The organism is Nocardia donostiensis (assembly GCF_002081715.1).
Taxonomy (GTDB): Bacteria; Actinomycetota; Actinomycetes; order Mycobacteriales; family Mycobacteriaceae; genus Nocardia; species Nocardia donostiensis.
On sequence record NZ_MUKP01000008.1, the window covers coordinates 114025 to 127283 of the forward strand.

15 protein-coding genes are annotated in these 13259 nt (G+C 66.5%); 5 read left to right on the forward strand and 10 right to left on the reverse strand.

The window, feature by feature from the left end; translation table 11 throughout:
* Window positions 1-48 precede the first annotated feature (48 nt).
* The 3 genes from B0T44_RS27045 to B0T44_RS07800 all read right to left on the reverse strand — a co-directional run bounded on the left by B0T44_RS27045 (window position 49) and on the right by B0T44_RS07800 (window position 1960).
* Window positions 49-195: a hypothetical protein gene (locus B0T44_RS27045; RefSeq protein ID WP_175648048.1), complete on the reverse strand. Its 147-nt coding sequence runs from the start codon at window positions 193-195 to the stop codon at window positions 49-51.
* Between the two features lie 237 nt (window positions 196-432).
* Window positions 433-846: a secondary thiamine-phosphate synthase enzyme YjbQ gene (locus B0T44_RS07795; protein ID WP_077117639.1), complete on the reverse strand. Its 414-nt coding sequence runs from the start codon at window positions 844-846 to the stop codon at window positions 433-435.
* Between the two features lie 64 nt (window positions 847-910).
* The gene (locus B0T44_RS07800; RefSeq protein WP_081511790.1) at window positions 911-1960 is read right to left on the reverse strand and encodes an alpha/beta hydrolase; all 1050 of its coding nucleotides are present in this window, start codon (window positions 1958-1960) and stop codon (window positions 911-913) included.
* A 233-nt stretch (window positions 1961-2193) separates the two neighbouring features.
* Here B0T44_RS07800 and B0T44_RS27050 point away from each other — a divergent pair, with 233 nt between their 5' ends.
* Both B0T44_RS27050 and B0T44_RS07805 read left to right on the forward strand, forming a co-directional pair.
* Window positions 2194-2352, forward strand: coding sequence for a hypothetical protein (locus tag B0T44_RS27050; RefSeq protein WP_175648049.1), 159 nt, complete (start codon window positions 2194-2196; stop codon window positions 2350-2352).
* Window positions 2353-2378: 26 nt separating this feature from the next.
* Entirely contained in the window at window positions 2379-2993 is a 615-nt protein-coding gene (locus B0T44_RS07805) for a class I SAM-dependent methyltransferase (RefSeq protein WP_077117641.1), read from the forward strand.
* Window positions 2994-3090: 97 nt separating this feature from the next.
* Here B0T44_RS07805 and B0T44_RS07810 read toward each other — a convergent pair whose 3' ends face one another.
* On the reverse strand, window positions 3091-3414 hold the full coding sequence (locus B0T44_RS07810) for a zinc ribbon domain-containing protein (RefSeq protein WP_367946995.1): 324 nt from the start codon (window positions 3412-3414) through the stop codon (window positions 3091-3093).
* A 267-nt stretch (window positions 3415-3681) separates the two neighbouring features.
* Between B0T44_RS07810 and B0T44_RS07815 the strand changes: the two genes are divergently transcribed.
* The gene (locus B0T44_RS07815) at window positions 3682-4020 is read left to right on the forward strand and encodes an MmcQ/YjbR family DNA-binding protein (protein WP_077117643.1); all 339 of its coding nucleotides are present in this window, start codon (window positions 3682-3684) and stop codon (window positions 4018-4020) included.
* Between the two features lie 302 nt (window positions 4021-4322).
* On the opposite strand, the gene B0T44_RS07820 is transcribed toward B0T44_RS07815, so the two are convergent.
* Window positions 4323-5390 carry a phage tail tip lysozyme gene (locus B0T44_RS07820; protein WP_077117645.1) on the reverse strand — a complete coding sequence of 356 codons (1068 nt, stop codon included), beginning with the start codon at window positions 5388-5390 and terminating at the stop codon, window positions 4323-4325.
* Window positions 5391-5670: 280 nt separating this feature from the next.
* Here B0T44_RS07820 and B0T44_RS07825 point away from each other — a divergent pair, with 280 nt between their 5' ends.
* Window positions 5671-6318, forward strand: a complete 648-nt coding sequence (locus tag B0T44_RS07825) for a response regulator (protein WP_077117761.1) — start codon at window positions 5671-5673, stop codon at window positions 6316-6318.
* A gap of 29 nt (window positions 6319-6347) precedes the next feature.
* Here the strand turns inward: B0T44_RS07825 and B0T44_RS07830 are convergent, their stop codons facing one another.
* The 4 genes from B0T44_RS07830 to B0T44_RS07845 all read right to left on the reverse strand — a co-directional run bounded on the left by B0T44_RS07830 (window position 6348) and on the right by B0T44_RS07845 (window position 9604).
* Complete coding sequence (locus B0T44_RS07830; protein ID WP_077117647.1) at window positions 6348-7331, reverse strand: Acg family FMN-binding oxidoreductase; 984 nt, start codon at window positions 7329-7331, stop codon at window positions 6348-6350.
* Between the two features lie 175 nt (window positions 7332-7506).
* The gene (locus tag B0T44_RS07835) at window positions 7507-7959 is read right to left on the reverse strand and encodes a CBS domain-containing protein (RefSeq protein ID WP_077117649.1); all 453 of its coding nucleotides are present in this window, start codon (window positions 7957-7959) and stop codon (window positions 7507-7509) included.
* 123 nt (window positions 7960-8082) lie between these two features.
* Window positions 8083-9084 (reverse strand): zinc-binding alcohol dehydrogenase family protein, encoded by a 1002-nt coding sequence (locus B0T44_RS07840; protein WP_217697513.1) that lies wholly within the window; start codon window positions 9082-9084, stop codon window positions 8083-8085.
* 76 nt (window positions 9085-9160) lie between these two features.
* Window positions 9161-9604 carry a pyridoxamine 5'-phosphate oxidase family protein gene (locus B0T44_RS07845; protein ID WP_245839589.1) on the reverse strand — a complete coding sequence of 148 codons (444 nt, stop codon included), beginning with the start codon at window positions 9602-9604 and terminating at the stop codon, window positions 9161-9163.
* A 194-nt stretch (window positions 9605-9798) separates the two neighbouring features.
* Between B0T44_RS07845 and B0T44_RS07850 the strand changes: the two genes are divergently transcribed.
* Window positions 9799-11547 carry a sensor histidine kinase gene (locus B0T44_RS07850; RefSeq protein WP_139347865.1) on the forward strand — a complete coding sequence of 583 codons (1749 nt, stop codon included), beginning with the start codon at window positions 9799-9801 and terminating at the stop codon, window positions 11545-11547.
* Between the two features lie 15 nt (window positions 11548-11562).
* Here the strand turns inward: B0T44_RS07850 and ilvD are convergent, their stop codons facing one another.
* Window positions 11563-13242, reverse strand: coding sequence for a dihydroxy-acid dehydratase (gene ilvD / locus B0T44_RS07855; RefSeq protein ID WP_254854206.1), 1680 nt, complete (start codon window positions 13240-13242; stop codon window positions 11563-11565).
* Window positions 13243-13259: the final 17 nt, after the last annotated feature.

Genomic DNA, 13259 nt, shown 5'->3' on the forward strand with positions numbered 1-13259 from the left:
GATGACCGGCGATTTGCTGACCCCACCGGGAGCCCCCGGTGGGGTCGGTCAGACCAGGACGATCAGCATGCTCAGCAACGCCATGACGATCACCCAGAGCCCGATCAGCAGATGCGCTGATTGCGGGGTCTCGGTACTCGGCAGGTATCGCGAATTGCGCTGGGAAATGTTCCGCACTGCGGTGGAGGTCTGCATCGCCGTACTCCTTCGCCAGTGTGTATACCTTTCGGTGACCGGCTACCCCATTATCGGCCGTAACACCATGGCGGGGCAGCGATTTCGGACACACCAGCGCAACGAACGCATAAACGAGCCCCCTGGCCGCCTGGTGTGCGGCTGCGGCGTCGTCTGTGCTGACGAGCTGCGGTGGCCACGTCCGCCCCTGGCGCCGGGACACACCGCTGCCGTCGACGGCGTGCAGGCGGAGGCTGGTCAGCCCGCGTCGGTGAGGAACGACAACCGCACCTGCCGGTCCGGGTTGTCGACGTTGATGTCCACCAGCGCGATCGACTGCCACGTGCCGAGCGCCAGCGCACCGCCGAGCACGGGAACCGTCGCATACGGGGCGATCATGGCGGGCATGACGTGGGAGCGCCCGTGACCACGGGAACCATGCGCATGCCGCCACCGGTCGTCGGCGGGCAGCAGATCCCGCAGTGCGGCCAGCAGATCGTCGTCGCTGCCCGCACCGAGCTCCAGCACTGCGACACCCGCGGTGGCGTGCGGCACGAAGATGTGCAGCAACCCGTCGCCGCCCGCTTCCCGAACGAACGACGCGCACTGCGGGGTGATGTCGTGCACCACCTCGCGGTGACCGGTCCTCACGTCGAGCAGTGTGCTTTTCATACTGCTCATACTCCCCCATATTCCGCAGGTGGTCCGTTACGGACGGCCCGCAGGCAATGGCCGCTCAGCCGATATTGGCGGAGAGGTCGGGCAGTATCCGCAGCGCCTGATCGGCCCAGTTGTTCCAGGCGTGGATACCGTGGGACGGATAGTCGTAGTGGGCATTGCCGCCGCCCAGGGTCGCCATCCGGATCTGGAAGGCGCGGGTGTTCACCAATGCCAGCGCCTCGAGCGCCATCCCGTTGAGGGTGCCGATGGTCGGACCGTCGGTGGCAGTGGGCAGACCGCTGGCCGCCGATATCCACAGCCGGGTGTTGTTCGCGATCAGCTTCGGGGCTGCGACGAACGGGTCGATGTGCAGCCACTTCGGATCCCACGGCGCGGCCATCGAGTCAACGTTGTAGCCGCCCGCGTCGATCATGGCGAGGCGGATCGCCTCCCGCATCCCTGGCGCGGAGATGTTCAGGTAGCCGGAGAACGAGCCGGCGAAGCTGAACTGACCCGGGTAGTGCGCGGCCAGGGTGAGCGCGGCGCTGCCGCCCATGGACAGACCGAACACCCCGTTGCGGTGCGCGGCGAATCCGAGTCGGTCACGCAGCGCCGTCGGCAATTCCCTGGTCAGGAAGGTCTCCCACCGATAGGTGTAGGACTTACCCGGCCCCGCCGACAGGACCTGCAGACCACCCGACCCCGACGACGACCCGGTTTGCGGCGGAATACCGAAGAAGGTGCTCGGCGCATTCCAGTCGGTGTAGAAACTGGATTGCCCGCCGACCGGCATCACGACGTTGATATTCCACTTGGTGAATTCCCGGGCGATATCGGTATCGATTTCCCAGCCACTGAGGTCTTCACGCGCCCGCATACCGTCCAGCGCGTACACCACCCGCGAGGTGTTCCCGTCGGCGGCGCGGAAAACACGCGTTTTGATCGGCCCCATACTGGAGTCGACCCAGAAGTCGAACCCAGCCGGATCGAACGCGGCTCGCGCGGCCGTGCCACCGCTGACCAGGGAAAAACCTTGGATCAGGACGGCGATCACGACGGCGAGGATCAGCCCGTGGCCGCGACGGTCGCGCCGGGGAATCGCCGACCAGGGGCGTCGGGCAGACATAGTGGCAATGGCCTTTCGTTCGAGCGAACACTTTTCTGCCACCGCCCGCCACTGCGGGCGATGGAAATCCAGACCGGTGACGCTGAACGGCACAGAAAGGCCCTCCGTAGCACCGCGTCACCAGTCGTTCTTTCGCTCGAACAGAACCAATAGTTACCGTATTGTGATATACCCCTCCCGACTCTCCCCTGACGTATAACCGATCCCGAGCCGACCTGCGCACCCGCGGCCCGGTGCGCTCCTTCACCGTGCTGCCCGCGTCGACCGGCAACGGCACTCAGATCACGAACCAGGACTCGTCCGAGGCGGGCAAGCACGGCATTACTGTCATCGACCCCTGCCTGCGTCCTGTGATCTTCGCGCGTTTCACGCAGTGCAGCGCCCTCGCGTAATGTGCCCCATCGAGGAGGAGCCGACGATGAGCGAACGTATCCCCAGCCAGTGGGAAGAGATCACGGCCGCCGACCCGACGCATTCCACCTGGTATGTGGAACGGTTCCGGACGATGGCGGCGGCGGGCCAGGACATCGTCGGGGAGGCGCGGCTGATCGACGCGATGCTGGGCCGCGGCGGGCGGGTTCTCGACGCGGGATGCGGGCCGGGTCGGCTGGGCGGATATCTACACCGGGCAGGCCATACCGTGGTGGGCGTCGATGTCGATCCGGTACTGATCGCCGCGGCGCAGGAAGACCATCCCGGCCCGACCTGGCTGGTCGGGGATCTCGCCGAATTGGACCTGTCCAGCCGGGGAGTGGAGCCCGATTTCGATATCGTCGTGTGCGCGGGCAACGTGATGACCTTCCTTGCTCCGTCCACGCGGCGGACGGTGCTGGCCGGGTTCGCCCGTCACCTCGCCCCCGGCGGCCGGGCGGTCATCGGGTTCGGCGCCGATCGCGGCTACGAATTCCCCGAATTCCTGGCCGACGCCGCGGCGGCGGGCCTCACCGAGGATTTGCTGCTGTCCACCTGGGATCTGCGTCCGTTCACCGAGAAGTCCGACTTCCTGGTCGCCATATTCTCGCAGGCGCGTTGACTTCCTCCCCACCGTGAACGGTGGGGATTCCTACGCAGCCTCACCCGTGGTGGGGTCTGTTCGGTGGGTTCCTGTTTCACAGAGACGTGCCTCCCACTTACGCGGCAGGGCTTACGGTCTCTCCGCAGGCGTTCAACCTCTCGGCCCGTCCAGCCGCGAGAATATTCTTGGCCGCGTTCGCATCGTGGTCGTGGCTGGCGCCACAGGTGCATGCCCATTCCCGGACGTGCAAGGGTTTCTTCCCACCCACAGCCCCGCACACCGAACACCTTTGCGTGGAGGGGAACCAGCGGTCGACCTTCCTGAACCCGCGGCCGTATCGGTGGGCTTCTCCTCCAACATGCGGGTGAACAGGCCCCACCCGGCATCGTGCACCGACTTCGCGAACCCGCCCGCTGATCATCAGACCGAACTCCGGCATCGTTCGCTCATCGGCGCGGAAGATGTTGGTGCACAGCGCTTATACCGTCGGCCACCGCACCTGTCGTCTCGGTATCGAAATATCTGGCCGCAGAACGGTCGACGCTGTACTCCACCGCGAAGGCGTGCCCGTGTGGGCTGGGAAGCGAGCGTGGTGCGCGCCTATCGTCTACCCCGCGCCCCTCCCCGAGCGGTTCGACGCCGTCACCTCAACCGCTGCTGCGGAGATTTACCGCGATGTCGGAGGGCCCTGGAATGATTCGGTCACATGAACGCCACTGGAGACGACGTCCGCGCCTTCGCTTTGTCACTGCCCGAGACAGCCGAGCAATTCACGTGGGGCATGCCCACTTTCCGTGTGGCGGGAAAGCTGTTCCTCACCCTCCCGGAGTCCGAAACCTCCATGGCGGTCCGCTGCCCCACCGTCGACCGCGATGAACTCGTCGTCGCCGAACCGCACAAATTCTGGATCGCGGCCCACGAAGCGAACAACCCGTGGGTCCGAGTCCACCTCGCCTCCCTCGACGACCGTGACGAACTGGAAGCCATCGTCGTCGATTCGTGGCGGCAGGCCGCGCCGCGGCAGCTACTCGACGACTCCGAATGACGCGGTATAGCACCGTTCACGAAAACGTCGGTGAGGTCCTGCGGGAGCTCACCGACCGAAGCTGGATCACCCGCGACCCGAGTGGGCGCTACACCCTCACCGACGCCGGCCGGTCAGCGCATTCCGCAGCGGCGCAGATCGTGGGGCGCGTCCGGGGAACTTTCGAGCGCGGGAGTCACCGAACAGGAATTCACCCAGATGATGGACATCCTGGGCCGCATCCTCGCGTGTGGTCCCCTGATGACGAGAACGTGACGACCTCGATGTCTTACGCTCGGACAAAGTCCGAGCTGGTTCCAGCACTACACAGCGATGTTGCTGTGGTTCGCCGCGAAGTTGTTCGCGTTCGCGATGCGCTGCGCTCGTGCGTGGCCGGAGCTTCGCTCGTAGTACTGGTCGAACACTGCTGCCGCCTGGCCGGGCGACTGCGCGGATTGCAGGTGCGCCCACGCGGTCGTTTCGGTGGCTCGCACCCCTTCCCCGCCCCGCATCTCATACACCAGGAAGTCGACCTGGACATCCCAGTCTGTGACGCTCTGACCACGGCTCGCGGCAAACGCTTCCAGCGCCTCCCTTCGTCCACCACGCCATTGAGCCAGTCCGATCGCGCCTTCGCCGGGATTGTAGGCGCCTGTGTTGAAGCCCGATTCGGTCTGCAGATTGCCGACGATTCCCGCCGCTTGCGCCGGTGTCAGCCCATGCTTCTCGATGAGGCGCTGATAGATCTTGTCCGCCGTCACCTTCTGGCCCGCGCCCATCGGTTGTGGGGCAGCGTTACTGACGACCGGGCTGGCCGTGGGTTGATAACCGCGGTTATAGGTGGGGGTGGCGGTGGGGTAGCCTCCGCTGTAAGCGGGTGGGGTGGAGTTGCTGGTCGTCGGCTGCTGGCCGTAGTCCACATTACGGGACTGCCTGTCCAGTTCCTCGTACGCGTCGCTGACGTCACCTGCGGCCTCGGTGACAGCTTTGTCGATATTGGCCACCGCGGTGACTTGGGTGAGCAGGTCAGGTTTTTTCGGTACGCCGCCGACGATCTCCTTGATTGCTTTCACGAGCTCTTCGACTTCGGTCCGCACGGTATTGCTGACGCTCGCCGACATCCCTGCGATTTCGGCGATATTGGTGTCCAGCGACTCCCAGTCCTCCTGGTATTGCTCGACCTCGTCCTTCTTGTCCTCGTATCGGTTCTCCAGTTCACTGGTTTCGTACTGGCGTTTACCCAGGTTGTCGAGACTTTCGACGGTGATCGTCTGCGCCGTTCCGTCGCCCAGACCTTCCATCAGCTTATCCAGTACCGCCTCTGCGTGAGTCAGATAGCTGTTGAGCAGCTCGGCGTCTGTAACTCTGGGCAGCTTCACCGGATCGGCCATGATCCACCTCTCACCACACGCCCCACGGGGCGGCCATCAGACAGCGAATTCTGCCGCTCGCACCGGCGGATGGGGCGCTGAAAGCCCCTCGGTATCGATATCATGGCCCCTACCGGTTTCGTCGCCTCATCTCGAATCCCGCTCGCCGTAGTGCTGGACTTCGCTCCGCCGAGCTCTTCCGGCAGGTAACCGCAGTTTAGTCGGCATTACGCCGCCCTCCCTCCCGAAAATGGGAATACCTACGCTGGATTCATGCCGCGGACAAGGAAGAGGTGTGCCCGTGATCAGGGTGTTCTTGGTCGACGATCACGAGATCGTCCGGCGCGGTATCAGTGACCTCATCGCAGTGGAACCGGATCTGGAGGTGGTCGGCGAGGCGGGCGGCGTCGCTCAGGCGTTGAGCCGGATCCCGGCGCTGCGCCCGGATGTGGCGGTGCTGGATGTGCGGTTGCCCGACGGCAACGGTATCGAGCTGTGCCGCGAGTTGTTGTCGACGAATCAGGAGTTGCGTTGTCTGATCCTGACCTCGTTCACCGATGAGCAGGCGATGCTCGACGCGATCCTGGCGGGGGCCAGCGGCTACGTCGTCAAAGACATCACCAGCCTGGAGCTGATCGACGCCATCCGCGAAGTCGGGGCGGGCAAATCGCTACTGGACAATCGCGCTGCCGCCGCGCTGATGGCGAAACTGCGGTCCGATGCCGAAGCGGCGAGCGGCCCGCTGGCCGGGTTGACCGAGCAAGAACGCACCCTGCTCGCGCTGCTCGGCGAGGGGCTCACCAACCGCCAGATCGCGGCACGGATGTTCCTGGCGGAGAAGACGGTGAAGAACTACGTATCGCGTTTGCTGAGCAAACTCGGCGTGCAGCGACGCACCCAGGCTGCCGTGCTCGCTTCGAAGCTGCGCCAGTCCAGCGGCAAGGAGTGACTACCGAGCAGGCGATGAGGAACCGGTGGCTAGCGTTCGAGCACTACCTCCAGCACCTCGTCGATCGGGCGGCGTGGCGTCGGCGGTGGCCGGGGCGCGGTCGATTCGCCGATACGGATCAGTGCCTGCGGATGCGTCATGTTCAGCAGGTCGGCGACTCTCGCCCGAACCGACGGCACCTCGGTCATATGCGTCAGCACACAGGTGGACAGGCCTTCGACAGTGCATTCCAGCAGGACCGCCGACAGCGCGGTACCACAGGCCAGTAGTGACGGCGCGGAATCGTCCCGGGTCGACAGCGCGATGAGGGTGGCGCGGTCGTCGGCATCGGGTTCGCCTGCGGGCGCGGCGGACCCAGCGGGAAAGACCCGGCCTGCGGGCACGTGCGCGGAGGTGCGCGACGACGGCAGCGCCGAGGCCGGGATGCCCACCTCCTTACGTGCGGTATTGCCCGCCCACCAGGTCAGTTCCCTCTGGTACCTGGGGTCGTGTCTGCGCAGAGCGGCCGTGGTCTGCGAGATATTGTCCAGTTCGCGTAGCTGCCCGGCATCGAGCACCCGCAGATCGACATGCCGGCGACGGCACAGGCTGCGCAGCACCACCTCCAGGCCGGCCCACGATTCGGGCGGGGTCATCGGCATCCGATCGGTGTATCGGGCATCGATCGCGGCGGCCAGCAGTTCGTCGGCCTCCAGTGCCCGATGCCATCCGGTGAACGTCAGCGACGCCAGATGCGCGCGGTCGGCCGGCTCAGGGAATTCGATGACACGCACCTCCCATCCGGCCGCGGCACAGGCCGTCTGGGCATGGTCGAGCACCGCGCCGCAGGCCAGGATGCCCTGACAGTTGAAGGCATCGGTCGAGGGAAGGAGCCGTCCCGCGTCGACGAACAGTGCCGCGACAGAACCGTCCCACCGCCAGCGCCACGGTTGGCTGTTGTGCAGCGACGGTGCGCGGCAGGCACGAGCCAGCACCCGGCGCACCGTGTCGATGTCCGGATTTCCCTCGCTCATCCCACCTCCTCACCGCTGGCCATCCCGCTATCACGTTCCGAGCCCGCACGCGACGGGCGCATGCGGGACCGTCCTCGGTCGGCGGTTTCAGTCTTGTCCCCGGCGCAGCGGTTCGGCAGGGTCCAACGGCCCTGGTTTCGGTACTACCGCGGCCCTCGGTGGCCGTGATCAGGCGCTATTGCGGGTTGTCACCGGTCCGGGCTGGTAACTTGTGCTCGCAGACCGATCCGACGAATTCCCCGACGGTCAGTTCTGGCATCCCCCGCGCCAGATCGGCTTCGGTGATGATCCCGACCACCTTTCCCTGCTCGGTGACCGGAAGCCGGCGCACCTGGTATCGCTGCATGAGCGCCAGCGCTTCAGCCATATCGGTGCCGACGTCGACGGTGCGCAGTTCATCTCCCTGGGCGAATTCACCGGCTGTCGCTGTGCTCGGGTTGCGGCCCAGCGCAAGACAGTTCACGACGATATCCCGGTCGGTGACGATCCCGACGGGATGGCCCTCGCCGTCACAGATCAGCAGGGAGCCGATATCCCGCTGCCGCATCTGCTGTGCCGCGACATCCAGAGTGTCGCGTACTCCGATGGAGACCACATCCTCATGCATTACCGACTTCGCTGTGCTCATATCTGGCCTCCCAACCAGGTCTGCACGATGGTGGTGCGACCATCATCGCCAGCCGCCTCGCACCGGGCCAGGGCACAAGGTAACGACCTGTGGCTACCTTCGGTAACCACCGGGTTCGATCGCTCAGGGCACGAGCACCGCCGCACCGTCGAACCGGCCGTTCGACAGATCGTCCAGAGCCTGGTCGGCGTGGTCGAGCCGATATCTGTGGGTGGTCACCTGGATCGGATGCCGGGCGGCGAAGGCGAGGAACTCCCTGGCCTGGGCTCGGGTATTGGCGGTGACGCTGCGTATCTGCCGTTCCCGGAACAGGTGGCGCTGATAGTTCAGCGGCGGCACGTCGCTGAGATGGATACCGGCCAGCGCCAACGTCCCGCCCGCGTCGAGCGCTGCCAACGCGGGCGGCACCAGCTCGCCTGCCGGGGCGAACAGGATCGCCGAATCCAGCGGTTCCGGCGGCGGCTCGGCGGGGCCCTGTACCGATGCCGCACCGAGCTCGAGCGCGAGCGTTCGGGCTGCCTGTCCGCGGGTCATCACGTGGACACGGGCGCCACGAGTGAGGGCCACCTGCGCGGTCAGATGCGCGCTGCCACCGAAACCGTAGATGCCGAGCACACCGTCCTCGGGTACCTGGGCCCGCATCAGCGCGTGATAGCCGATGATCCCCGCGCACAACAGCGGCGCCAGTTCTTCGTCGCCGTACCCCGAGGGCAGCGCGAGCGCGTAATCGGCGGGAGCCAGGGCGTATTCGGCGTATCCGCCGTCGGCGTCCCAGCCGGTGTACCGAGAGGACTGGCACAGGTTCTCCGTGCCGCGGCGACAGTATTTACACGTGCCGCAGGTATGACGCAGCCACGGGACGCCGACCCGGTCGCCGGGCGCGAGATCACTTGTCGTGCCCGGCCCGGCGAGCACGACTTCGGCGACGACCTCGTGACCGGGCACCACATGCGGCCGGTGGACCGGCAGATCACCTTCGGCCACGTGCAGATCCGTCCGGCACACCCCGCATGCGAGGACCCGGACCAGCAGTTCGCCTGTGGCCGGGGTGGGAATGGGCACGTCGAGCCGCTCCAGGGGTCCGCTGGCGACCGGCCTGGGCGTGCTCACCCGCCAGGCGCGCATCGTCGCGTTCTTGCCCATCCCTGCTCTCCGTTCCTCACCAGGTATCCGGATCGGCGCTGTGGACGGTCTGGGTGGCTCAGGCGACCAGTCTGAGACCGCTGACGATCGTGGGCTCGATCGTGATCACCGCTGCCGTTCGCGGTTCCACCCACGGCTGCAGGGTACGGCCGTATTCGGCGACCCGTTCGGGGGTCGTGACAGTACGCGCCAGCCCGGTGACCACCACCGACCAGCCGATGCGCCGCACGGGATCTATTTCGTCGGCCTCATAGGCGACGACGACCGATCTGCCGGGCCGCATCAGCGCGGCCAGCCCGGACAGCAGCCGCGTGCGCACGACCACGAAACCTTCGCTGTCGACCAGATGGTTGACGGGCCGGATCGCGGGTAGCGCGTTGCTGGTGAACACGATACGTCCGAACGGCACGCTCGCCAGCAGGCCGAGCGCCTCGTCCCGCGCCAGTTCTACAGTGCGGCGGGCGTAACCGTCGTACTCCTGGCACAGTTCGGACTCTTCCACGTCGTGACACCCACTTCCTCGCTCGCTTCCTCGATCCCATCGCACCATCACCCCCGGGCAGCGCACAGAGGCGAATGCCCTCAACCGTGATGGACCATCGGCCGGGACCGTTCGCGCGACTCGGCATCAGGAACGGACCGGTGACCGTGCTCTGGTGGCCATAGCCGCGAAAAGACATCGCCCAGCCTGGAAGAATGGCCGGTATGGAGTCCAGGTTGCCCGCGCCGGGCAACGGTCAGCCACCGGTCACCGAGACGCTGTCGCAGCTGCGGCTGCATGAGCTGCTGCTCGAAATCCAGGACCGTATCGCGCAGATCGTCGACGTGCGCGACCGGATGGACCGCCTGGTCGAGGCCATGCTGGTCATCACCGCCGGGCTGGACCTGGACAACACGCTGCGCTCGATCGTGCACACCGCCATCGAACTGGTCGACGCCCGATACGGCGCGCTGGGCGTCCGGGAGACCGACCCTGCCAGCCATCAACTCGCCGAGTTCGTCTACGAAGGTATCGATGACCGCACTCGGGTCATGATCGGTGATCTGCCGCGCGGGCACGGGGTGCTCGGCCTGCTGATCGAAGATCCGCAGCCGATCCGGCTGACCAATATCTCCGCCCACCCGTCGTCGGTGGGTTTCCCCGAGCATCACCCGCCGATGCGCAGTTTTCTCGGTGTTCCGGTCAAGGTCCGTGACGAGGTCTTCGGCAACCTGTATCTGACCGAAAAGAAGAACGACCAGGACTTCACCGAAGACGACGAGGTCGTGGTGCAGGCGCTGGCCGCGGCCGCGGGTATCGCCATCGAGAACGCCCGGCTCTACGAGCAGTCACGCAATCGGCAGCGCTGGCTGGAGGCGACCACTGCCGTCGCGACCGAACTGCTCGCGGGCGGTGCACCGCATGAGGTGCTGGAACTGGTCGTCGACCGGGCGCTGACGCTCACCGGTTCGGCCTGCACCTTCGTCGCGCTCCCCGAGGACCCGGATCTGCACGCCGACGAGGTGGCCGAGCTGATCGTGGTCGCCGCCGCGGGCCCGGGCGGCGACGACCTGAAGGGGTATCGGCTGCCACTGGACGACGCGCAGGCGGGCGAGGCGTTCCGTGAGGGCCGGGCGGTGGTCGTCGACAAACCCGCTGTCGAGTCGCTTCCCGATTTCACGGCCGATCTCGGTCCCGCGCTGATCCTTCCACTGCGGGCCACCGGAGCGGTCGTCGGTGTGCTCACCACGGTGCGGCCCCCCGGCGCCGGGGCCATGGACGCCGCGGCGCAGGCGATGATGGCCGCCATCGCCGATCAGGCGGCGCTGGCCCTGCAGTTGGCCGACACCCAGCGCCGGATGCGGGATCTGGACGTGGTCGCCGACCGCGACCGCATCGCCCGCGATCTGCACGATCACGTCATCCAGCGGCTGTTCGCCGTCGGCCTCGGCTTGCAGGGCACGATCCAGCGGGCACGCGACCCGGAGGTGAAGGCACGGCTCACCGAAACGGTCGAAGATCTGCAGGGCATCGTCCAGGACATCCGCCATTCGATCTTCGATCTGCACAACGGCACGGTCGATTCGGTCAACTATCGCAAGCATCTACAGGCGATCGTTGTCGATATGACCGCTGACTCCGGTCTGCGCACGTCGGTGCGGTTGAGTGGTCCTGTCACGGTCCTCGTCCCGCCGCTGTCCGACGATATCGAGGCGGTGCTGCGCGAAGCGGTGAGCAATGCGGTCCGCCATGCCCGCGCCAGTTCGATCTCGGTCGAGTTGCGCGTCGGCGACGATGTCACCATCGAAGTCGCCGACGACGGTATCGGAATCCCTGCCGAATGCGCCCGCCGCAGCGGGCTGGCCAATCTCGCCGCCCGCGCAGCGCGAGCGGGCGGTGACTGCCATATCGCGCCACGACGCAACGGCGGGACCCTGCTGCACTGGAGTGCGCCCCTGGCCTGAGCTACGGCTGCCCGGTCAATCGCAGACGGCGCCGGAGGATGCCGAGCCCACCAGTTTCGAGTACTTGGCGAGGACACCGCGGGTGTAGCGGGGCGGGAGCGGTGCCCAACCGTCCCGGCGACTCGCAAGTTCCTCGGCATCGACGAGCAGGTCCAGGGTGCCCGCGGCGACATCGAGACGGATCGGGTCACCGTCGTGGACGAACGCGATCGGCCCACCATCGACAGCTTCAGGGGCGACATGTCCGACACACAGCCCGGTAGTGCCTCCGGAGAACCGGCCGTCGGTGAGCAGCAGTACGTCCTTGCCCAGGCCCGCGCCTTTGATGGCGCCGGTGATGGCGAGCATTTCACGCATCCCGGGGCCGCCCTTCGGTCCCTCGTAGCGGATCACCACCACATCCCCGGCCCCGATGGTGCCGTCCTCCAGCGCGTCCATCGCCGCCCGCTCCCGGTCGAACACCCGCGCGGTACCGGTGAACACCTCGAAGTCGAATCCCGCCGATTTCACCACCGCCCCGCCCGGTGCGAGCGTGCCGTGCAGGATCGTGATCCCACCGGTCGGGTGAATCGGTGCCGCCATGGCGCGGACCACCGCACCATCGGGGTCCGGCGGCGCGATCTGCGCGAGGTTCTGCGCGACCGTGCGCCCGGTCACGGTCAGGCATCCACCGTGCACGAGCCCGGCGTCCAGCAGCGCCTTCATCATCACCGGCACACCGCCGACCCGGTCCACATCGGTCATCACATGCCTGCCGAACGGTTTCACATCGGCCAGGTGCGGCACCCGGCGCCCGATGCGGGAGAAATCGTCGAGTGTCAGCGCGACATTCGCCTCGTGCGCGATCGCGAGCAGGTGCAGCACAGCATTTGTGGAGCCACCGAAGGCCATGACCACCGCGATCGCGTTCTCGAATGCTTCCTTGGTGAGGATGTCGCGGGCCTTGATGCCACGGCGGATCAGGTCGACGACCGCTTCGCCACTGCGCCGGGCATATCCGTCGCGGCGGCGGTCGGTGGCCGGCGGAGCCGCGCTGCCGGGCAACGACATCCCCAATGCTTCGGCGGCGCTGGCCATGGTGTTGGCGGTGTACATGCCACCGCAGGCGCCTTCACCGGGACAGATCGCCCGTTCGATGGCGTCGACGTCCTCGCGGCTCATCAGGCCCCGCGAGCATGCGCCGACCGCTTCGAACGCATCGATGATGGTGACCTCGCGCTCGCTGCCGTCGGACAGTTTCGCGATACCGGGCAAGATCGAACCGGCGTAGACGAACACGCTTGCCAGATTCAGCCGCGCCGCCGCCATCAGCATCCCCGGCAACGATTTATCGCACCCGGCGAGCAGCACTGAACCGTCGAGCCGCTCGGCCTGCATCACCGTTTCGACGCTGTCGGCGATGACTTCCCGCGATACCAGCGAGAAGTGCATCCCCTCATGCCCCATGGAAATACCGTCGGACACCGAGATGGTGCCGAATCTCAGGGGATAGCCGCCTGCAGCGAACACGCCCTCCTTGCCTGCTGCGGCCAGCCGGTCCAACGACAGGTTGCACGGGGTGATCTCGTTCCAGGAAGAGGCGATCCCGATCTGGGGTTTGTCCCAGTCCTCGTCGCCCATGCCGACAGCACGGAGCATCCCGCGTGCGGCGGTCTTCTCCAAGCCGTCGGTGACGTCGCGGCTGCGCGGTTTCATATCGACGCGTGTCGTCT

Coding starts and splice junctions, on each gene's coding strand:
- B0T44_RS07830 (WP_077117647.1), bottom strand. CDS start 7,331: ATGAGCGAGGGAAATCCGGACATCGACACGGTGCGCCGGGTGCTGGCT.
- B0T44_RS07800 (WP_081511790.1), bottom strand. CDS start 1,960: ATGTCTGCCCGACGCCCCTGGTCGGCGATTCCCCGGCGCGACCGTCGC.
- B0T44_RS27045 (WP_175648048.1), bottom strand. CDS start 195: ATGCAGACCTCCACCGCAGTGCGGAACATTTCCCAGCGCAATTCGCGA.
- B0T44_RS07840 (WP_217697513.1), bottom strand. CDS start 9,084: ATGCGCGCCTGGCGGGTGAGCACGCCCAGGCCGGTCGCCAGCGGACCC.
- B0T44_RS07820 (WP_077117645.1), bottom strand. CDS start 5,390: ATGGCCGATCCGGTGAAGCTGCCCAGAGTTACAGACGCCGAGCTGCTC.
- B0T44_RS07815 (WP_077117643.1), top strand. CDS start 3,682: ATGAACGCCACTGGAGACGACGTCCGCGCCTTCGCTTTGTCACTGCCC.
- B0T44_RS07805 (WP_077117641.1), top strand. CDS start 2,379: ATGAGCGAACGTATCCCCAGCCAGTGGGAAGAGATCACGGCCGCCGAC.
- B0T44_RS07835 (WP_077117649.1), bottom strand. CDS start 7,959: ATGAGCACAGCGAAGTCGGTAATGCATGAGGATGTGGTCTCCATCGGA.
- B0T44_RS07810 (WP_367946995.1), bottom strand. CDS start 3,414: ATGCCGGAGTTCGGTCTGATGATCAGCGGGCGGGTTCGCGAAGTCGGT.
- B0T44_RS07795 (WP_077117639.1), bottom strand. CDS start 846: ATGAAAAGCACACTGCTCGACGTGAGGACCGGTCACCGCGAGGTGGTG.
- B0T44_RS07850 (WP_139347865.1), top strand. CDS start 9,799: ATGGCCGGTATGGAGTCCAGGTTGCCCGCGCCGGGCAACGGTCAGCCA.
- ilvD (WP_254854206.1), bottom strand. CDS start 13,242: ATGAAACCGCGCAGCCGCGACGTCACCGACGGCTTGGAGAAGACCGCC.